General features: G+C 71.8%; 17 protein-coding genes. 11 read left to right on the forward strand and 6 right to left on the reverse strand.

Going from position 1 to position 20749, the window contains the following annotated elements:
* On the forward strand, positions 1–831 hold an 831-nt coding region (locus BCD48_RS11950; RefSeq protein ID WP_071048431.1), incomplete at its 5' end, for an enoyl-CoA hydratase/isomerase family protein.
* Positions 832–959: 128 nt separating this feature from the next.
* Here the strand turns inward: BCD48_RS11950 and BCD48_RS11955 are convergent.
* The 5 genes from BCD48_RS11955 to BCD48_RS11980 all read right to left on the reverse strand — a co-directional run bounded on the left by BCD48_RS11955 (position 960) and on the right by BCD48_RS11980 (position 7132).
* On the reverse strand, positions 960–1775 hold the full coding sequence (locus BCD48_RS11955) for an enoyl-CoA hydratase (RefSeq protein ID WP_116271490.1): 816 nt from the start codon (positions 1773–1775) through the stop codon (positions 960–962).
* 307 nt (positions 1776–2082) lie between these two features.
* Positions 2083–4284, reverse strand: coding sequence for an acyl-CoA dehydrogenase family protein (locus BCD48_RS53410; protein ID WP_241841664.1), 2202 nt, complete (start codon positions 4282–4284; stop codon positions 2083–2085).
* A complete protein-coding gene (locus tag BCD48_RS11970; RefSeq protein WP_071048432.1) occupies positions 4274–5947 on the reverse strand; it encodes a class I adenylate-forming enzyme family protein in 1674 nt (557 codons plus the stop codon). The genes BCD48_RS53410 and BCD48_RS11970 overlap by 11 nt, the downstream gene beginning before the upstream one ends.
* A gap of 125 nt (positions 5948–6072) precedes the next feature.
* Positions 6073–6510, reverse strand: coding sequence for a VOC family protein (locus BCD48_RS11975; protein ID WP_071048433.1), 438 nt, complete (start codon positions 6508–6510; stop codon positions 6073–6075).
* A 1-nt stretch (position 6511) separates the two neighbouring features.
* A complete protein-coding gene (locus BCD48_RS11980) occupies positions 6512–7132 on the reverse strand; it encodes a DinB family protein (protein WP_071048434.1) in 621 nt (206 codons plus the stop codon).
* A 61-nt stretch (positions 7133–7193) separates the two neighbouring features.
* On the opposite strand from BCD48_RS11980, the gene BCD48_RS11985 reads away from it, so the two are divergent.
* On the forward strand, positions 7194–8153 hold the full coding sequence (locus BCD48_RS11985; RefSeq protein ID WP_071048435.1) for a helix-turn-helix transcriptional regulator: 960 nt from the start codon (positions 7194–7196) through the stop codon (positions 8151–8153).
* Positions 8154–8170: 17 nt separating this feature from the next.
* Here the strand turns inward: BCD48_RS11985 and BCD48_RS11990 are convergent, their stop codons facing one another.
* Positions 8171–10165: an anthranilate synthase family protein gene (locus tag BCD48_RS11990; RefSeq protein ID WP_071048436.1), complete on the reverse strand. Its 1995-nt coding sequence runs from the start codon at positions 10163–10165 to the stop codon at positions 8171–8173.
* 608 nt (positions 10166–10773) lie between these two features.
* On the opposite strand from BCD48_RS11990, the gene BCD48_RS12000 reads away from it, so the two are divergent.
* From BCD48_RS12000 to BCD48_RS12040, 9 genes are all read left to right on the forward strand, one after another.
* Positions 10774–11814, forward strand: a complete 1041-nt coding sequence (locus tag BCD48_RS12000) for a LacI family DNA-binding transcriptional regulator (protein ID WP_071048455.1) — start codon at positions 10774–10776, stop codon at positions 11812–11814.
* A 156-nt stretch (positions 11815–11970) separates the two neighbouring features.
* The gene (gene araA / locus BCD48_RS12005; protein ID WP_071048438.1) at positions 11971–13503 is read left to right on the forward strand and encodes an L-arabinose isomerase; all 1533 of its coding nucleotides are present in this window, start codon (positions 11971–11973) and stop codon (positions 13501–13503) included.
* A 32-nt stretch (positions 13504–13535) separates the two neighbouring features.
* Positions 13536–15335 carry a ribulokinase gene (gene araB, locus BCD48_RS12010; RefSeq protein WP_083418518.1) on the forward strand — a complete coding sequence of 600 codons (1800 nt, stop codon included), beginning with the start codon at positions 13536–13538 and terminating at the stop codon, positions 15333–15335.
* Positions 15332–16036, forward strand: a complete 705-nt coding sequence (locus BCD48_RS12015) for an L-ribulose-5-phosphate 4-epimerase (RefSeq protein WP_071048439.1) — start codon at positions 15332–15334, stop codon at positions 16034–16036. The genes araB and BCD48_RS12015 overlap by 4 nt, the downstream gene beginning before the upstream one ends.
* Before the next feature lie 230 nt (positions 16037–16266).
* On the forward strand, positions 16267–17262 hold the full coding sequence (locus tag BCD48_RS12020) for a LacI family DNA-binding transcriptional regulator (protein WP_071048456.1): 996 nt from the start codon (positions 16267–16269) through the stop codon (positions 17260–17262).
* A 156-nt stretch (positions 17263–17418) separates the two neighbouring features.
* The gene (locus BCD48_RS12025; RefSeq protein WP_071048440.1) at positions 17419–18375 is read left to right on the forward strand and encodes an ABC transporter ATP-binding protein; all 957 of its coding nucleotides are present in this window, start codon (positions 17419–17421) and stop codon (positions 18373–18375) included.
* On the forward strand, positions 18372–19166 hold the full coding sequence (locus BCD48_RS12030; RefSeq protein ID WP_071048441.1) for an ABC transporter permease: 795 nt from the start codon (positions 18372–18374) through the stop codon (positions 19164–19166). Before BCD48_RS12025 ends, BCD48_RS12030 begins: the two co-directional genes overlap by 4 nt.
* 81 nt (positions 19167–19247) lie before the next feature.
* Positions 19248–20009: a MerR family transcriptional regulator gene (locus tag BCD48_RS12035; RefSeq protein ID WP_071048457.1), complete on the forward strand. Its 762-nt coding sequence runs from the start codon at positions 19248–19250 to the stop codon at positions 20007–20009.
* 82 nt (positions 20010–20091) lie between these two features.
* Positions 20092–20673 carry a YdeI/OmpD-associated family protein gene (locus BCD48_RS12040; protein WP_071048442.1) on the forward strand — a complete coding sequence of 194 codons (582 nt, stop codon included), beginning with the start codon at positions 20092–20094 and terminating at the stop codon, positions 20671–20673.
* The last annotated feature ends 76 nt before the right edge of the window (positions 20674–20749 follow it).

The following is a 20749-nucleotide window of genomic DNA, read 5'->3' on the forward strand; positions in this document are numbered from 1 at the left end:
TCCTACGACGCCACCATGCGCGACCAGCTCGCCACCCACCTCGACACCGCCGCCACCGACGACAACACCAAGGTCGTCCTCCTACGCGGCACCGACGGCTACTTCTCCGCCGGCGCCGACATGCGCAACGCCTACGGCTGGTACGACGACACCACCACCACCAACGGCACCACCCCCGACACCACCACGACCGCCACGAACGGCACGCCGCCCACCAAGCCCCGCCGACCCAGCCAACGCCGCCGCCTCACCGTCGACCGCCAGACCTTCGGCTTCTACCACGAACTCCTCGGCTTCCCCAAAGCCACCATCGCCCAGGTCGAAGGCCTCGCCCTCGGCGGCGGCTTCGAAATCGCACTCATGGCCGACATCGCCGTCGTCGGACGCAACACCCAACTCGGCATGCCCGCCACCCGCTTCCTCGGCCCCGCCCTCGGCTCCCTGCACCTCTTCCTCCACCGACTCGGACCCGTCCTCGCCCGCCGCATGCTCCTCACCGGCGACTCCATCCCCGCCGCCACCCTCGAACACCTCGGAATCTTCACCGAGATCGTCGACGACACCGACGTCGCCAAACGCGCCGACTGGTGGGCCCACAAGATCTCCCGCATGCCCGCCGACGGCATCGTCATCGCCAAAGAAGCCTTCCGCCTCATCGAACAACTCCAGGCCTACCAAGGCGAAGAAGTCCTCAGCTACCTCCTCCACGCCTACGGCACCAACCTCAGCTTCGAAGACGGCGAATACAACTTCGTCAAAGAACGCGCCCGCCACGGCGTCAAACGCGCCTTCCAACTACGCGACCAACACTTCGAGATCCCCGACCTGTAGCGGAGCGACCCGTCTCGGCGGCGCCCAGGCTTCGTCCGGGCACAACGTCAGGGGGAACACGCACCACGATGCGCATTCCCCCTCGGTGCGGCCCTGGGCACGTGCCCCCGCCCCGTAGACGGCGGAGCCTATTTGTTGATCGCGGTCTTCATGCCGTCGAGGAGCGTGAGGATGGGCAGGCCGGACTCGGACAGGGCGTGGCCGTGGCCGGTCTGGTGGGTCTCGAACACCGACTGGATCGCCGCGTAGAAGCCCTGGATGTCGAGGGTCTGGTTGACCGCGCGCTTGGCCTGGCGCAGCGCGAACGGGTGCATCTGGGCGATCTGGGCGGCCAGCTCACGGACGGCCGGGCGCAGCTCGTCGAGCGGCACGACCCGGTTGACCATGCCGACCTTCTCGGCCTCGCCCGCCGTCATGTGCCGGCCGGTGAACAGGATCTCCTTGGCCTTACGGGGACCCATCTCCCAGGTATGGCCGTGGTACTCGACGCCGCCGATACCCATCATGACCACCGGGTCGGAGAATTTCGCGTTGTCGGCCGCGATGATCAGGTCGCACGGCCACGCCAGCAGCAGGCCGCCGGAGATGCACACGCCCTGCACGGCGGCGATCGACGGCTTGGGGATGTTGCGCCACCGCAGGGAGTACTCCAGGAACCGCTTCGCCTCGATCTCGTAGATGCCCGCGAGGGTCCACTTGGGAGCCTCACCATTACTGGCGGCGCCCTCCGGGCCGACGCCCTTGATGTCGTGGCCGGCGGAGAAGTGCTTGCCGTTGGCCCGCAGGATGATGACCCGGACCTCGGGGTCGTCCGCCGCGCGGCGCCACGCCTCGTCCAGGTCGTCGAGCAGCGGGAGGGTCTGGGCGTTGGCCGCCTCCGGCCGGTTGAGCGTGATCGTCGCGATCCGCTCGCTGACCTCGTACTCGATGAAGCTTGTGATCACGAAGATCTCCTCGAACCCTGGGGTACCGTGCCGGCCGTCTCCGGTCCGGGGCGGCCGGCGCGGCGACCGCCCTATGAGCGGTCGGGCCGGACGACCCATCACATCTAGAAATATCTATATGTTAACGGTCGAGTCGGCCCTGAGGCCAGCCGAGGCCGAACCGGTCCGTACCGCCGCGCGACCGCAGGGCCCCTCAGCCGACTCTCTTACCGCCAGCTAACCGTCGGTCAAGGTCTGTTGCATTCGGCAACAGATTCGAAAGTCGATGCGTCTCAATATGACTCAGTGACCCGAGTGACGCGACCCGCTACTTTCGGGGCAGGCCGCAGCGCTGCTGGGCGATGATGTTGCGCTGGATCTCGCTGGTCCCGGCGTAGATCGCGGTGCCGAGGGAGAACCGCAGAGCGTGCTCGATCCGGCCGCCGACGACCGCGGTCGGGTCGAGCCGGCTACGCAGGGCGTCCGGGCCGACCAGTTCGGTCAGGTCCTCGGCCGCGTGCACCAGCGACTCGGTGCTGAACAGCTTCGACATCGGGCCCTCCGCCACCGGCACCTGGCCGTTCGCGACCATCCAGGTGGTGCGCAGCTCCAGGAGCTGGGCGACCTCGAGCGCGGTCGCCCAGCGGCCGAGCCGCTCCCGCACATCGGGCTCGTCGATCCGCCCGCGCTCGTGCGCCCACTGCGCCACCGCCTCGATCAGGCGGGCCAGGTGCGGGCTGAACGGCGCCGAATGCTCATCCTGGAGCGCGATCATCAGCGCCTGCCAGCCGCCGTCAACGGCGCCGATCCGCCACCGGTCCTCGACCACCACGTCGCTGAGGTACACGATGTTCGTCCGCTCGCCGGACAGCGTGTAGACGGCCTGCGCCTCGATACCCGGCTGGTCGAGCCGGACCAGGAACATCGTGAGGCCGGCGTGCTTCGGGCCGTCCGGACGTGTCCGGGTGAGCAGGAAGATGTAGTCGGTGATGTGCCCGTTGGTCGTGAACATCTTCTGGCCGTTCACGACCCAGCGCTCGCCATCCCAGCGCGCCCTGGTGCGGACCCCGGCTACGTCCGAGCCGACCTCCGGCTCCGTCATGCCCAGCGCGATCGTCACCTCGCCCCGCAGGAACCCCGGCAGGATCTCCGCCCTGAGCGCTTCCGAGCCGACCGCGCGGATCACGTTCGCCACCATCTCCGTGGTGCCGATGGCGTAGACCGGTGCCTCGGCCTTCGTCAGCTCGTCGACGACGACGTGCGCCTCGTACGGGTCGAGCGCGCGACGGCCGTCGCCGCGGTCCCAGCCGGGAGCCAACCAGCCGCGCTCGGCCAGCCGCCGTACGAACGTGTCATCGTGCGACACGCCGCTGCGATAGACCCGTTCCTCAAGCTCGGGCGTGAGCTCCTCGGCGAGGAACGCGCGCACCTCGGCCCGCAGCGCCGCCACAGACTCGTCCACACCGAGATCCACGATGCGCCCGGGCCCCTGCCCGCGGCCGTACCGGACACGGGCCGCCCGCCGATAGGCGTCACGCGGCTCGCCCCACACCCGCGCCCAACCACGTGCCCGCCGGTAGTACAGCTGCGCGTCGAACTCGAGCGTGAAGCCGTTGCCACCGTGGAAGTGGACGCCGTCGTAGGTCACCTGCCTGGCGGTCTCCGCCGCGAACGCGAAGGCCATCGCGGCCAGCTCACGGCCACGCGGGCCACCCCGCGCCAGCTCCCCCGCCGCCCTGGCCACCAGCAGCCGCGCGCCGTCCAACGCCGTGGCGCCGTTCGCCAACGGATGCGCCACCGCCTGGTAGGCACCGATCGGCAGGTCCCAGGCCCGGCGCTCCTTGGCATATCCGACGGTGAGCCGATGCGCCGCGGTTCCCAGGCCGACGAGCGCGCCTGCGGTCAGCACCAGCCAGTCGTCGAGTGCCGCCTCGAACGCGCCGACCGCCGCCGCGCCGCGGGCCAGCTCGATCGCGCCCGGGCCGAGCGTGACGTCGGCGAGCGGCGCGGCGGCGAGGTTCGCGACCGCGGTACGCGTCCCGTCGCGCAGCGGTACCAGCAGCAGACGATCGCCGTCGAGCACGACCGCCTCCTCGGCGACGGCCGCTCCCGGGACGAGCGACGCGACGCCGTCCACCGCCGGCCGCACGGCGATCGTCACCAGCCGCTCGCCGCCCACCGCCGTCGCCAGCGCGGCCCGCCCCGCCGCGATGTCGAGAGCGGCGAGCAACCGGGCCGCGACCTGCGTCTCCACGACGGGCGCCGCGGCGGCGGCCGCGCCCATCCGCTCGGCGACGAGCGCGAGGTCGAGGAGATCGGCGCCCCAGCCGCCATGGGTCTCGGGGACAGCCATCTCGACCACCCCGACATCCCGCAGCGCCTTCCACAGTTCGGGATCGAAGCCCGCCGTCGCCTCGGCGGCGCGAACGCGTTCCGGGGTCGCGTGCGCCGCCAGCAGATCGGCGAACGACGCGACCAGCGCTTCCTGCTCTTCGGTCGGCGCGAGATTCATCGGCGGTTCACCGGGCACGGAGCAGCTCCCTGAGCGCGGGCATGTCGATCTTGCCGCTGGACATCGTCGGCACCTCATTGTCCGTGAGCAGCACGATCCGGCGCGGGACCTTGTACGCGGACAGCCGGTCGGCGAGCTGGCGGCGCAGCCGGTCCGGGTCGACAGTCCGCCCGGTGGGCACCCGTACGGCCGCGGCGACGATCTGGCCTCGGGCCGCGTCCGCGAGGCCGACCACGTGCGCGGTCAGCCCGGCGACGTCCCGGATGGTCTCCTCGACCTCGGCCGGCGAGACGTTGGCGCCGCCCGTCTTGATCACGTCGCCGCCGCGGCCCTTGAAGTAGTAGAACCCCTCGTCGTCGACGACGAACAGGTCACCGGAGTGGTACCAGCCGTCGGCGTCGAACACCTCGTGCCGCTCGCGCCCGTGGTAGCCCTCCATCAGGAACGGCCCGCGCAGCCACAGCTCCCCCACCTCCCCCGGCCCGAGGACCCGGCCGTCGTCCGGGTCGACGATCCGCGCCTGGAGGCCAGGTGCCGGGCGGCCGAACGAACCGCGCCGGTGCTCGGGCTGGTCACCCTCGTCCTCGCTGACCAGGCAGACCGAGCCGGTCTCGGTCATGCCGAGCATCTGGTGGCGCAGCTGCGGGTCGGCCGGCCTGACGTCGTCCGGCATGATCGAGTACAGGTTCCCGCGCCGGATCGACGACAGGTCCCGGCCGGCGAAACTCGGATCGGCCGGAAGCTGCGCCACCGACTGGGCGTAGCCGTTGACCATCGTCGGGCGTTCGCGTTCGAGCAGGCCGAGCACGCCGGCCGCCGCCTGCGCGTTCGAGCACACGAGCCGGCCGCCGGCCACCAGCGTCCCGAGCAGCGCGTAGGCGAAGCCACCGACCCAGAAGAACGGCGAGTTGGAGAACAGGACCTCGTCCGGGGTGTAGCGGCGGATCTCGTTCAGGTTGGCCTGATGCCGAATGAGCGCGCCGTGCGTGTGGATCACACCCTTCGGCGCGCTGGTCGATCCCGACGTGTGCACGATGACCATGCGATCGCTCGGGTACACGGTCTCCTCCGCCGCGCGAGCAACGTCGCCGGCGACCGCCTCGCCGCGGTCGACCAACGCCCGCACCGTCCAGGCAGGGCCCATTCCACCGGATCGGTGCCCCGCCGAGCTCGCCCCATCCGCGTCATCGCTGAAGACGTCATCGCTGAAGAACATGTGGCGCAGGACCGGCATCGACGGTGCGAACAGCGGCCCGGCGGCGCCGAGGTCAAGCTCCGGCACCGCCTCGGCGAGCGCCGCGACATAGTCGTGGCCGCGGTAGGACCGGGCACTCAACAACACCCCGACGTCGGCGCCCCGCAGCAGGGCGCGCAGCTCGGCGCTTGTCGAGAAGGTGCTGAGCGGAACGGTCACCGCCCCGATCCGCGCCGCCGCCAGCCACGAGACGACGAACTCGGACCCGTTCGGGTACAGCAGCCCGACGTGCGTTCCCCTGCCCGCACCCACCGCCAGCAGACCACGGGCAAGCGCCAGCGAACGCCTGTCCGCGTCGTCATAGGTGAGCACGTCGTGATCGCAGGCCAACAACACCCGCGAACCGTGCCGATCGGCCTGTGCCCGCAGCAGTGCCGGGACCGTCAGTGGCAGCTCGTCACCGGCATCGATCGTCGTGGCGATCATGAGCAGAAAATATCTTAACCTTTCGACGGCGTCTAGGGGCGGCGGCTCCCCTGGATGCCCGCAGGTCCAGGGAAGATGGCGATACGAGATCTAGATCTTTCGTTGGCGCCGCGGCGCCCGGACGCTCAGTCGAGGCAGAACTCGTTGCCCTCGGGGTCGGCCATCACGATGTGCCCGGCGCCGAGCGGCGGAGCGGGTTCGTGGCGTTGGTGCCGGGTCGCGCCGTGGGAGACGAGCCGCGCGGATTCCGCCTCCAGAGCCGCCATCCGCGCGTCGCCCGCGAGCCCGGGGGCGGCCCGCACATCAAGATGGACCCGATTCTTGACCTGCTTGCGTTCCGGCACCCGCTGGAAGAACAGCCGCGGCCCGGCGCCCTCGGGGTCGACCAGCGCCGAGGCGTCGTTACGGCGCTCGGGCGGCACACCCATCGCCGCCAGTGCCTGATCCCACGAGTCGAAACCCGCGGGCGGGTCCTGCACGCGATAGCCGAGAGCCTCGGCCCAGAACGCGGCCAGCGCGGCCGGGTCGGCGCAGTCAAAGGTGATCTGGACGTTGCGGGCCATCTCAGCTCGCCTCCCGTCGAATCCGCTGATGGGTCTGCTGCCGGGTCGTGTGCTGGGTGTGCTGGTGGGTGTGCAGGCAAAGGTCCCGAAGCAGGCACACCTCAGCCAGATGATGGATCAGCTCGCGGTTGATGTGCAGCACCAGCGCCGCCAACGGAAACTCGGCGTACGGCCCCTCCGCCGCACCGCACGGCCGGGCGAGGCCGGTGTCCCCGAGGGACTCGACCCCGGCCAGCCACGTGGCGTACTCCGCGTCGAGCTGGGCCAGCGCCCCGGTCGCGGTCGCGGCGTACTCGAACGACCGGTAGTCAGTGGGTGCACGACCGAAATGGGCGGCGTTCCGCATCGCGAGCACACCGACGATCACGTGCCCCAGCCGCCAGGCGATCGTCGCGAACGGCGGAGGTTCCGGTGGCGGCGCCGCGAAGTCGATGGTCATCGCGCCGGCCCCGGCCGCCACCGGCGCGGTGCCGGTGCCGCGCGGGCGCACGTTCCAGCAGCCGGGCACCGGCTCCCAGAAGTACTCGTCGTCGGTGAGCCCGTCGAGACGATCGCGCAGCTGGTGGGTCCAGTGCCAGGCGAGCTGGTCGCGCAGCAGGGAGTTCCAGGTCTGGTCGGTCATGGCCTCACCCTCCCCTCGATAGCGGACAGGATCGTTCCGCGATCGCGGGGACAATGCGTGCATGACCGTCGAGGCGACGACCGAGCGGGTGCTGCGACTGCTGGTGCTCCTGCAACATCGTGCGTCCTGGACCGCCGCCGCGCTCGCCACCGAGCTCGGCGTCACCGACCGTTCGGTGCGCCGCGACATCGAGCGGCTGCGCACGCTCGGCTATCCCGTGCACGCGACGGCGGGCGTCGGCGGCGGCTACCAGCTCGGGGCGGGCACCCGGCTGCCGCCGCTGCTCCTCGACGACGAGGAGGCGATCGCGACGGCGGTGTCGCTGCGGCTGGCGGCGGGAGGCACGGTCGCCGGAGCGGGCGAGGCGGCGCTGCGGGCGCTCGCGAAGCTCGACCAGGTGATGCCGCCCCGGCTGCGCGCCGAGGTGCGCGCGGTGCACGGTGCCACCGAGACCCTCGTCGGCCCCGGCGTCGAGATCGCGGCGGAGCTGCTGGTGACGCTCGCGCGGTCCTGCCGCGACGCGGTGCGGGTCCGGTTCCAGTACGCCGGCCGTGACCGCGCGAAGCGCGAGCGCACCGTCGAGCCGGTGCGGATGGTCGCCACCGGCCGCCGCTGGTACCTGATGGCCTGGGACGTCGAGCGCGACGACTGGCGCACCTTCCGGCTGGACCGGATGAGCGAGGTCGTGGCGACGACCTGGCACTTTCGGCCGAGGGAGCATCCGGACCCGGTCGCCTACGTGCAGCGGTCCGTGACGCAGGCCCCGTACCGCCATCTCGCCCGGGTGCGGGTGCACGCCAGGCCCGACCAGGTGCGCGAGCTGGTGCCACCCCAGGTGGGACGCGTCGAGGACGATCGCGATGGGTGGTGCGTGCTCGTCCTCGGCGGGGAGGACCTGGACTGGCTGGCCGTGCACGTGACCCGCCTTGGCTTCGACGCGGAGGTGCTGGAGCCTCCGGAGCTGCGCGACGCCGCCGCCCGGCTCGCCCGCCGCGCCGCGGCACTGGCCGGCGCCAGCTGATGTGCGTGGGCTCCACTTCACGTGGCTTGGCCCGATGCGGCTGTCCCTGCTCGGGTCCGGTGTGCCGGCGCGGGCAGTAGCTCTGTCAGCAGATCACGCAGGATCTCGAGGCCGTCCTCGCTGAGCACCGACTCGGGATGGAACTGCAGCCCGGCAAATGTCCGCCCGCGCAGCGCGTGCACCTCTCCGCCGCCCTCGCGACCGTCTCGGGCGAGCCGGACCACGCCGTATGGCGTGGCGATCTCGTCGGTGTCGGACAGGGCGGTGAACGTCGAGTAGAAGCCGACCCGACGTGTCTGGCCGAACAGGTCGATCTCTCGGGCCAGCCCCTGGCAGGGCGTGTCGCGCCGGTGCAGGCGCAGCCCGAGCAGGCCGGCCAGGAGCTGGTGCCCGAGGCAGACGGCGAGCATCGGCCGCCGCCGGTCCAGCAGGTCGGCGACGATTCGTCGCATGGCCGCCATCTTCGGGTCGTGCCACAGGGTCGGGTCGCCCGGTCCTGGGCCGGGCACGACCAGGTCGAAGCCGACGGTGTCGCCGGCCTGGCGCCATGGCAGCACCGTGACCGCGAGGCCCAGGCCGCGCAGCTGGTGGGCGAGCATCCCGGTGAAGGTGTCCTCGCCGTCGACGACGAGCGCCGACCGCTCGGCCAGCGCGGGCACCGTGGCCGTCGCCGGTGACCGTTCCTCCAGCCAGAAGCGGGCCAGGTGGGTGTTGCGCGCGGCGAGCGCGGCGGCGACCCGCGGGTCGGCCGCCAGCCGGGCGTCGGCGGCGCCGGCACCGGCGGCGCCGCCGGTGCGCGGCGTGCCCGTGGCTGGCCGCGGCCCTGGCGCCGGGCCCGGTCGTAGTCCCAGCGCGGTGAGTACCCCGGCCGCCTTGGTATACGTCTCGGCCACCTCGCCGGCGGCGGTGGAATGGCGCACGAGCGTCGCCCCGACCGGGACGCGCAGCTCGCCGGACGGGGAGATCTCCGCCGCGCGGATCAGGATCGGCGCGTCGAGTGTCTGCCGCCCCGCCTCGTCGTGGCCGAGCAGGGCGATCACCCCGGCGTAGTAGCGCCGGGGGCGCCCCTCGTGCCGGGCGATGACCCGGAACGCGTTCTCCAGCGGGCTGCCGGTGACGGTCGGGGCGAACATCGTCTCGCGCAGCACCTCGCGGACGTCGAGGCGGGTGCGGCCGGCCAACAGGTACTCGGTGTGGGTGAGGTGCGACATCTCCTTCAGGTACGGGCCGATGACCTGGCCTCCGTGCTCCGCGACCCGGGCCATCATCTTCAGTTCCTCGTCGAGCACCATGTACAGCTCGTCGATCTCCTTGCGGTCGGCGAGGAAACGCAGCAGCGCCTCGCGGTCCGCATCGAAGCCCGCGCCAGCGTCCGGCCGTCTGTGGGTTCCACTGATCGGGTTCATCATCACCAGTCCGTCGTCGACGCTGACGTGACGTTCCGGGGTGGCGCCGACCAGGATCCGCGTTCCCGTGTGGACGAGGAACGTCCAGTACGCGCCGCGTTCTCCGGTGAGCAGCCGGCGCAGCGCGGCGAGCCCGGCCGCCAGCGGCGACCCGACGACCGACGCGGTGTACGTGCGGTGGATGACGAAGTTCGCGCCCTCGCCACGGCCGATCTCGTCGCGCAGCACGGCGCCGACCGTCTCGGCGTACTCCTCGTCGCTGACGTCGAAACGCCCGGCGGTGGCGGTGGCGGGCTCATCGGACAGGCTGGCCAGCGCGGCGGGCAGCGGCACCCGCTCGTGCCCGGAGACCCGGAGGCACTCCAGCGGCGCCGCGTCGTCGACGCAGGTGAAGCCGCGCTCGACGATCTGCCGGTACGGCACGACGGCGAGGGTGCGCGGCCCGGCCGGTCCGGACGGCAGCGGGATGTCGGCGAGCCGGCCGACGGCATCCGTCTCGCCGCGCAGCACGTCGAGGTGGTCGGCGTTCTCACGGCGCAGCAGTGCGAACGGGCCCGGGTCGCTTCCCGCGGCGATGGCGGTGAGCAGGTGCTGGAACAGGTCCATGGTCGGTTCCTCGCGGGGCAGGGCTGCCGGCGCCCGGCAGCACTGCCCCGAGGAATCGATGGCGGCCGCCGGAGTGGGCGGCCGCGGTTGGGGTTACGCGCGGAAGAAGTGGGCCGCCACTGTGGCGGGCCGCCAGGAACTCATTCGCGCGATCACGTGCCAGACCTTACCCGGCCTCCAGGCAACGGCCAGGCACGGGGCACGGAGCTACCGAGTCCCGGGCGCGGCCTCCTCACCTGCCTGGCGGTCGGACCTCGGCGACGTGACCCAGGCGATGGAGCAGAGCATCACGGCGTTCGAGCGCGGGCGCGGGTAGCGCCGGTGGAGTCCGATCCGGTGTCGGCGACACTACCGAGGCGAGCTCGCCGGGCTGCCTGGCCGCAGGTCATCGAAGCCACCGGCGGGACCGCTTCCACCGAACGCCTCCCACCTTCGGGGGTAGAGTGAGCGTTAACATGTCGGGGCAGAGTCAGCCATCCAGACCCGAAGAGCCGGCCCGAGAGCTGGCCCGAGAGCCGGATCGAGCGGCCCAGCACGCGGGACGGGCTCTGCCAGCGGTGACCGAGGGCGAGGCCGGCGCGCGGGTCCTCACGCGGCGCGCGCCCGGCATGGCGGACGTGGCTCAATTGGCTGGCGTGTCGCATCAGACGGTGTCGCGGGTGCTGAACGACCACCCGAACGTCAGGGAGCAGACGCGCCTGCGAGTGCGCGCGGCGATGGAGCAGCTGGGGTACCGGCCGAACCGCGCGGCCAGGGCACTCGTCACCGGAAGGTCCCAGACCGTCGGGATCGTCGCGCAGAACACGGCGCTCTACGGGCCTACCTCGGTCCTGACCGCGGTCGAGCGGGTGGTGAGCAGGGCCGGGTTCGCCGTGGGCGTGGCCAGTGTCCCGGTGCTCGACCGGATCTCCATCGCCGACGCGGTCGCCCGGCTGCTGGACCAGCACGTGGCCGGGATCGTGGTGATCGCGCCGGTGGTGTCGGCCAACGAGGCGCTCGACGACGTTCCGGACGACCTGCCGATGGCGGTGATCGACGGCGACCCGGGCCGCCCGGCGCGGCTGGTGACGGTCGACCAGCAGCTGGGCGCGCGCCTGGCGACGCGGTGCCTGCTGGCCGCGGGGCATGAGACCGTCTGGCATGTGTCCGGTCCGCCGGACTGGTTCGACAGCGCCGAGCGCGTGCTGGGCTGGCGCCAGGCGCTGGTCGACGCCGGCGCCGAGGTTCCGCCCGTCCTCGCGGCGGACTGGTCGCTGGGCGCCGGTTTCGAGGCGGGGCAGTTGCTGGCGCGGATGCCGGAGGCGCGCGCGGTCTTCGCCGCCAACGACCACCTCGCGCTGGGCATCATGAAGGCGCTGCGCCAGGCCGGGCTGTCCGTCCCGGAGGACGTGAGCGTCGTCGGGTTCGACGACATCCCGGAGGCGGGTTACGTCAGCCCGCCGTTGACGACCGTTCGCCCCGACTTCGAGGCCGTGGCCGAACAGGCCGTACGCCTGTTGCTGGCGCAGCTGGACGATCCCTCCCCCGGCGGGCTCCCGCGCGTCGCGCCGATCCCGCCCCGGCTGGTCGAGCGGGAGAGCGTCGCCCCGCCGGGGCGCGCCGCGCCGCGCCGCCGCACGGGAGTCGCCCGCCGTTCCGCCGGCCGGTAGGGCCGGCCGGCCCCGGGCGTCGATCTCGCGCCTTGACGGCCGATTTGTTAACGCTAACAATGTGGCGAGCCGCCCAGACTCTCCTCCGGCGCCGCCCCGCGGCGCCGCCCGCTCGTTCCTGGGCCGGCGTCGCCGTCCGCGCTGAAACGAGGCCGCATGTCGTTACCCGCCCTCCGGCAGACGGTGTCCGTCCTGTCCGACGCCACGGTCTGGTTCCTGACGGGCAGCCAGCACCTGTACGGTCCCGAGACCCTTGAGCAGGTCGCGGCGCAGTCCCGCCGCATCGCCGACGGGCTGGACGGCGACGACACGATCCCGGCGCGCATCGCCTGGCAGCCGGTGCTGACCGACGCGGACACCATCGCCGCCGTCTGCCAGCAGGCGAACGCCGACCCGTCATGCATCGGGGTGATCGCCTGGATGCACACCTTCTCTCCGGCGAAGATGTGGATCCGCGGGCTGGAGGCGCTCGACAAGCCGTTGCTGCACCTGCACACCCAGGCCAACCAGGCGTTGCCCTGGGAGAGCCTCGACATGGACTTCATGAACCTCAACCAGGCCGCCCACGGCGACCGGGAGTTCGGCTACATCCAGACCCGGCTGCGGATGCCCAGGGTGACGATCGTCGGGCATGTCGACGACCCGCGCACCCGCCACCGCGTCGGCCGCTGGGCCCGTGTCGCGACCGCCCGCGCCGACCTGCGCGGGATGCGGCTCGTCCGCTTCGGCGACAACATGCGCGGCGTGGCCGTGACCGAAGGCGACAAGGTGGCGGCCGAGATCCGTTTTGGCGTCGCCGTCAACACCCACTCGGTGAACGACCTGGTCGACGTGGTGGACGCGGTCGACGACGACGCGATCGACGAGCTCGCCAGCGTCTACGACGAGCAGTACGACGTCGCCCCCGAGCTGCGCGCCGGCGGCGAACGCCACTCGTCGCTGCGCTACGCGGCCCGGGTGGAGGCCGGGCTGCGCCGGTTCCTCACCGACGGCGGCTACCGCGCGTTCACCACCAACTTCGAGGATCTCGGCGGGCTGCGCCAGCTGCCCGGCCTGGCGGTGCAGCGGCTGATGGCGGACGGGTACGGCTTCGGCGGCGAGGGAGACTGGAAGACCGCCCTGCTGCTGCGCGCCGTCAAGGTCATGGGCGCGGGCCTGCCCGGCGGTACCTCCTTCATGGAGGACTACACGTACCACCTCGGCCCCGGGCCGCAGCGCATTCTCGGCGCCCACATGCTGGAGGTCTGCCCGACGATCTCAGCGGCCCGCCCCACGGCCGAGATCCACCCACTGAGCATCGGCGGCCGTCAGGACCCCGTCCGGCTCCGGTTCACCGCGGCACCCGGGCCGGGCCTCGTGGTGGGGCTCTGCGACCTCGGCGGCCGGTTCCGGCTCGTGGCCAACACCATCGACGTCGTCGAGCCCGACCACGAGCTGCCGAGGCTGCCGGTCGCCTGCGCGGTCTGGGCCCCGCGGCCGGACCTGCCGACCTCCGCCGAATGCTGGCTGACCGCCGGCGGCCCCCACCACACCGTCCTCTCCACCGCCGTCGACGTCGACATGCTGGACATGTTCGCCGGCATGACCGGCATCGAGCTCGCGCTCATCGACGCCGAGACCACGGTCCGCTCCTTCGTCGCCGGCCTGCGGCTGAACGACCTCTACTTCAGCCTCGACCGCCGCCGCTAGCCGGTGCCCGGCCCATCCGCGCGAGGAGCGCCATGACCGCCAATCCCGATCCCGCCGCCCGGGACGCGTACGTCGTCGGCATCGACTTCGGCACCCTGTCCGGCCGCGCCAGCGTGATCCGGGTCCGCGACGGGCACGAGCTGTCGACCGCCGTGCACCCCTACCCCGACGGGGTGATCGACAGCCGGCTCCCGGGCGGCCGGGAGCTGCCGCCGGACTGGGCGCTGCAGAACCCACGCGACTGGATCGAGGTCCTCGCCACGGCCGTCCCCGACGCGGTACGCGACGCGGGCGTCGACCCGGCCCGCATTATCGGCATCGGCACCGACTTCACCGCCTGCACCGTGCTGCCGACCACGGCCGACGGCACTCCGCTGTGCCACCTGCCAGGCTATGCCGACCGGCCGCACGCCTGGCCGAAGCTCTGGAAACACCACGCCGCCCAGCCACACGCCGACCGGGTCAACGCCCTCGCCCACGAGCGCGGCGAGCCGTGGATCGCCCGGTACGGCGGGAAGATCTCCAGCGAGTGGCAGGTCGCCAAGGCACTCCAGGTCCTCGAGGAGGACCCCGAGATCTACGCCGCCACCGAACGCTGGATCGAGGCCGCCGACTGGATCGTCTGGCAGCTCACCGGCGTGGAGACCCGCAACACCTGCACCGCCGGATACAAAGGGATCTTCCAGGACGGCGCCTACCCCAACCGCGACTTCTTCACCGCCCTCAACCCCGCGTTCGCCGACTACCCGGACACCCGACTGTCCACCAGCCTGCTCCCGCTCGGCGCCCCCGCCGGGCGCCTGACGAGCGGCGCCGCCTGGTGGACCGGGCTGCCGGCCGGCACGGTCGTCGCGGTCGGCAACGTCGACGCCCACGTCAGCGCCCCCGCGGTCGGGGTCACCGAGCCCGGCCACATGCTCGCGGTCATGGGCACGTCCACCTGCCACGTCATGTCCGCCGACACACTCGCCGAGGTTCCCGGCATGTGCGGCGTCGTCGACGGCGGCATCATCGCCGGCCGCTACGGCTACGAGGCCGGCCAGTCCGGCGTGGGCGACATCTTCGCCTGGTGGACCGAGCACCACGTCCCCGACGCCTACCGCCACGCCGCGCGGGCCGCCGGGGTGTCGCTGCACCAGCACCTCACCGCGCTGACCGCCGACGACCCGGTCGGCGCCCACGGACTGCTCGCCCTGGACTGGATGAACGGCAACCGATCCGTCCTCGTCGACCACACCCTGTCCGGCGTGGTCGTCGGCCTGACGCTGACGACCCGTCCCGAACACGTCTACCGCGCGCTGCTGGAGGCCACCGCGTTCGGCACCCGCCGCATCCTCGACGCCTTCCGCGACGCGGGCGTCCCGGTCCGCCAGTTCTACGCCGCCGGTGGGCTCATCCAGAACGCCACCCTCATGCAGCTCTACGCCGACGTCCTCGGCTACCCCATCCACATCGCCGCGACCAGCCAGGCCCCGGCGCTCGGCTCCGCGATCCACGCCGCCGTCGCGGCCGGCGCCTACCCCGACGTCCCGGCCGCCGCGGCCGCCATGAGCCGGGTGCACCGCGACGCCTACCGACCCGACCCGGCCCGGCACGCCACCTACACCCGCCTCTACGCCGGCTACCGCGCCCTGCACGACTACTTCGGCGGCGTCGGCACCACGTCCGGGGGCGTGTTGCACGACCTGCGCGCGCTGCGCGACGAAGCCCTGCGCGGCTCCGCACCGGCGACGCGGGACCCGGCGACGCGGGACTCGGCGCCCTCCGCGCCGCCACCGCCCGGCGGGGCCACCGTCCCCGAACCAACCAGGCTGACCGGAGGCCCTCGATGAGCACCCAGCCACGCTGGCCCGGAGTCGACGCGGCCCGCGAACAGCTCGTCGACCTGCACCTGTCCCTCGTCGACAACGGCCTGGTCGCCTGGACCTCCGGCAATGTCTCCGCCCGCGCCCGCGACGCGAACGGCGACGAGGTCCTGGTGATCAAACCCTCCGGGATCGACTACGCCGCGCTGACGGCCCGCACGATGGTCGTCTGCGACCTGCACGGCACCGTGCTCGACGGAGACCTCAGCCCGTCCAGCGACACCGCCGCGCACGCCTACGTCTACCGCCACCGCCCGGACGTCGGCGGCGTCGTGCACACCCACTCGCCCTACGCCTGCGCCTGGGCCGCCCGCCATGAACCCATCCCCTGCGTGCTGTCCGCGATGGCCGACGAGTTCGGCGGCCCCATCCCCGTCGGCCCGCTCACCACCATCGGAGACGACTCCATCGGCCGCGGCATCGTCGCCACCCTCGACGGGCACCGCTCCCCCGCCGTGCTGATGGCCAACCACGGTGTGTTCACCATCGGTCCTGACGCCCGGGCGGCCGTCAAAGCCGCCGTCATGTGCGAGGACGTCGCCCGCAGCGTCCACTTCGCCCACCAGCTCGGCATACCCAAACCCATCCCCGCCGACCTGGTCGACCGGTTCTACAACCGTTACCAGAGCTCCTACGGTCAGCACGACCAGCCAGCACCCTCCGGGTGACCACGCCGCCCGCACTGAAGTGTCAGGTCGGCAGCGTCAGGCGACAGCCGACGGCAGGTAGGCCCCGCGGCGGGCATGAGACACGAGCGGGCAGACTCGGAGCGACGACACCTTCCGTGCCCGACGCCACTAGCGGGTGCTAGTGACGCGGGACGTCAGCTAGCATCAGCAACTAGCGCGCACAAGTCCAACGTGTTTCGGAGCGACGGGAGGGCCAAGCGGTGGCCGTCGTGCCAGAGCCGACCACCAGTCGGCGGGTGACCGCCTTGGACGTCGCCCGCGAGGTGGGGGTGTCACGGGCGACCGTCGGGTTCGTCCTGAACAACACCCCGGGCCAGACGATCCCGGAGAGCACCCGCGAACGGGTGCTGCGGGCCGCCGAACGCCTCGGCTACCGGCCGAACAGCGCCGCACGCGCGCTCGCCAGCGGACGCAGCCGGATCATCCTGCTCGTGCTGCCCGACTGGCCGGTGGAGTTCCGGATGCGGGACTATCTGGACGAGGCCTCCCTCGTGCTGGACAAGGCCGGGTACTCGCTGGTGACCTACACCCGTCACCCCGACCAGGCGGCCCGACCTCTGTGGGAGTCCCTCAACCCCGACCTTGTACTCGGCACTCTCCCGTTCAGCTCACCCGATGTCGCGTCCATGCTGGCCTGCGGAGTCAGGGAGATCTATCCGGATCCCGACCGCCCGGACCTTCCCGATGTCTCCCTGGCGTTCAGCGCCGGACCGGAACTCCAGGTCGACCACCTCCACGAGCGCGGCCACCGAAAGCTGGTGTACGCCGCCTTCACCGAGACGCGCGCATCCTCGCTGGTCATCGCCCGCCACCAGGCGGCGTCCGATCGAGCTCGCCTCCTGGGCCTGGCCACACCTGACCTGGAGTCCGTCGACTACCGCGACGACTCCCCTGACGTCGCGGTCCGCCGGTGGCTCGATGCCGGCATCACCGGCGTCGTCGCCTTCAACGACGACGTCGCCGCCGCGATAGCCAGCGCGGCGGTCCGCGCCGGCCTGCGAATGCCCGCGGACATCGCGGTCATCGGCCACGACGACTCCCCGATCGCGACGATGTTCGTACCCGCGCTGTCCACCATCCGGATCGACACCGCCGCTCTCGGACGCGGCTTCGCCGACTTCGTGCTGCACCGGGTCGACCGTCGCCCCCTGCCCGCCCCGCGCACCTCGCCGAAACCCACCCTCGTACGACGCGAGACCAGCTGAACAACCGGCCGACGCCGGAAATCCCCTCTCACGACATGAGTGAGAGCCGGCGCTACTGGTGTGTGTCCGACTCCTGGACCTCGTCGAGCGGCCCAGAAAAGTTCCTGCCGGCAGCGGCTTGACCTTGCCCCTGCGTCAGGGTTCCAGCATGGCGGCATGAGCGTTACCAACCCCGCGATCGAGGTCTCCGGACTCACCAAGTCCTACGGCGACCACACCGTGCTGGACGGCGTCGACCTGACCGTCCCGGAGGGCACCGTCTACGCACTCCTCGGACCCAACGGCGCCGGCAAGACGACCATCGTCAACATCCTCTCCACCTTGCTGGCCCCCGATGACGGCGAGATCCGCGTCGCCGGCTTCGACGTACGGCGCGAACCCGCCGGGGCGCGCGCCGCGATCGGTGTCACCGGGCAGTTCTCGGCGATCGACGAGTTGCTCACCGGCCGCGAGAACCTGCGGCTGATGGCCGACCTGGCGCACCTGGACCGGGCGACCGCGACCACCGCCGTGACCGTGATGCTGGAGCGCTTCGACCTCGTCGACGCGGCCGACCGGCGGGCGCAGACCTACTCGGGCGGCATGAAGCGGCGGCTGGATCTGGCGATGACGCTCATCGCCCGGCCCCGGCTGATCTTCCTCGACGAGCCGACGGCCGGTCTCGACCCGCGCAGCAGGCGCGAACTGTGGGCGATCGTGCGCGAGCAGGTCGCCGACGGCGTGACGGTGCTGCTGACGACGCAGTACCTCGAGGAGGCCGACCAGCTGGCCGACCGGATCGGAGTCCTCGACAAGGGCCGCCTGGTCGCCGAAGGCACAGCCGCCCAGCTGAAGCGGCGGGTGCCCGGTGGGCACGTGTCGGTGCAGTTCACCGACGCCGCGGGCCTGGCCGCGGCGGCGGCGGCGCACCCGGAGGCCACCACCGACGCGGAGGCACTCACCCTGCAGGTGCCGAACGACGGCAGCATCGCCGGGCTGCGCCGCGTGCTCGACGGCCTCGACGACGACGGCGTCGCCGGCCTGACGGTCGGGTCCGCCGACCTCGACGACGTGTTCCTCGCGCTCACCGGCCACGCGGCCGAGGTGCCCGCATCCGAGGGGATCCCCGCATGAGCACCACCTACACCGTCCGTGACTCGATGACGATGCTGCGGCGCAACCTGCTGCACATCCGCCGCTATCCCTCGCTGTCGATCATGCTGATCGCACAACCGATCCTGTTCCTGCTGCTGTTCGTGTACGTGTTCGGCGGAACCCTGGGCGCCGGCCTGCCGGGCCAGGACGGCGGCGGCGACCGCGGGGACTACCTCGTGTTCATCACGCCGGGCATCCTGTTCATGACCGTCGCCAGCGTCGCGCTCGGCACCGCGATCTCGACCGCGACCGACATGACCACCGGGATCATCGCCCGGTTCCGCACGATGAACATCGCCCGGGTGTCGGTGCTCACCGGCCACGTGCTGGGCGCCGTCATCAGGACCGGATTCGCCGTGGTGATCGTGACGGCGTTCGCGTTCCTGCTCGGGTTCCGCTCCGACGCCGGTCCGCTCGGCTGGCTCGGTGCGATCGGGCTGCTGATCCTCATCGCGTTCTCGCTCACCTGGCTGACCGTCGGCATGGGCCTGGCGGCGGACAGCGTCGAGACGGCCAGCAACACCCCGCTGTTCCTGATGATCCTGCCGTTCGTCAGCAGCAGCTTCGTGCCGACCGACGCGATGCCGGCCGGGCTGCGCCAGTTCGCGGAGCACCAGCCGTTCACCCCGATGATCGACACGCTGCGCGCACTCGTCACGGGCGCGCACCCGGACTCCGACCTGTGGTTCGCGATCGGCTGGTGCGTCCTGATCGCGCTGCTCGGCTACCTCTGGTCGCGTCGGCTGTTCCTGCGCGTGCCCGCGAAATAGTGATCCTGGGGACTCTGTCCGCCGGGCGTGCGGAGGAGGAGCATTTCCGCACGCCCTTTGGCCTTCGAGGAGACTGGCGCGGTGCTCACGATCAGCCAGCTGGCGTCGTACGCCGGCGTCACCGTGCGCGCGGTGCGGCACTACCACGTCAAGGGCCTCCTGCCGGAGCCGGAGCGCGACCGCTCCGGCTACCGGCGCTACGACGCCCGCGCCGTCGTCGAGCTCATCAAGATTCGTACGCTCGCTGAGGCCGGCGTGCCGCTCGCGCGCGTCCGCGAGCTCCTGGCCGCCGGCGAGGAGGAGTTCAACGCCGCCGTCGCAGACATCGACCGGCGCCTGCGCGCGGAGATCAGGGAGCGGCAACGACACCGCGAGCGGATCGCGCAGCTGGCGGCCGGGGACAGCCTGGCCCTGCCGCCGGAGGCGGTGGCCTACCTCGACCGACTGCGCGAGCTCGGATTGCCGGAACAAATGATCCAGGGCGAGCGGGACGGCTGGATCCTGGTCGCCGCCCAGCTCCCGCAGCACATGTCGCTCTACATGAAGCTGAAGGAGCAGGAGCTCGACAACCCGGAGACGGTCGAGCTCTACTGGGATCTCGCCGCGATGATCGACTGGGAGGTGGACGACCCGCGGCTGGCGGCTGTGGCCGACCGGCTTGTCGCCTCTCTCGAGACCGCCGGTATGGAGGGATGGGAGGACCATGACCAGGAGATCACCGACGAGCTCGCGGACCTCCTCGACTCCTTCTTCCTCGACTCGCTGCCGATCGCCCGTCGGCTCATGGAACTGCTCGAAGAGCGCGGCTGGCGCGGCTGGACCAAGTTCGAGCGGATCAGGTGAGCCAGTACGCCCGGAGACCGCCGAGCCCGAGGTCGTTCCTACGATGAGCAATGACGGATAAGAGTCTGGGAGGGACGCCGCGATGGGTGAGGAGCCGGAGGTTCTCGTCGTCGCGGATGCCGCGGCCTGGCGGGCGTGGCTCGACGTGCACGAGGACACCTTCGATGGCGTCTGGCTCCTCCTGGCGAAGAAGGGCACGGTCTCGCCGACCTCGCTGAGCTATGACCGTGCGCTCGACGAGGCGTTGTGCAGCGGGTGGATCGACGGGCAGCGGAGGGCCTTCGACGCCGCGACGTTCCGGCAGCGGTTCAGCCCGCGTCGGCGAGCGTCGCTCTGGTCGCGGCGGAACATCGACCTGGTGGCCGGGCTGACCGCCGAGGGGCGGATGCGCCCGCGCGGCCAGGCCGAGATCGACCGCGCGAAGGCGGACGGGCGCTGGGCACGTGCCTACGCCGGTTCGGCGACGGCGCAGGTGCCGGACGACCTGGCCGCGGCGCTGGTGGCATCCTCAGCCGCCGCGGCGCTCTTCGCGCGGCTGAACAGCCAGAACCGGTACTCGGTCATCCACCGGATCACGACCGCGCCGAGCCCGTCGAGCCGGGCGAACCGGCTCGCGAAGCTCGTCGCGATGCTCGAGCGCGGCGAGACCCCACACCCGCAGTGATCACGCCGGCCGGCCCGACACCCTCTACGTCGCCGACCCGATCAATCACCGAGTACGCCGGGTGGACTGACACCAA

The organism is Pseudofrankia coriaricola (genome assembly GCF_001854805.1).
Classification (GTDB): Bacteria; Actinomycetota; Actinomycetes; order Frankiales; family Frankiaceae; genus Pseudofrankia.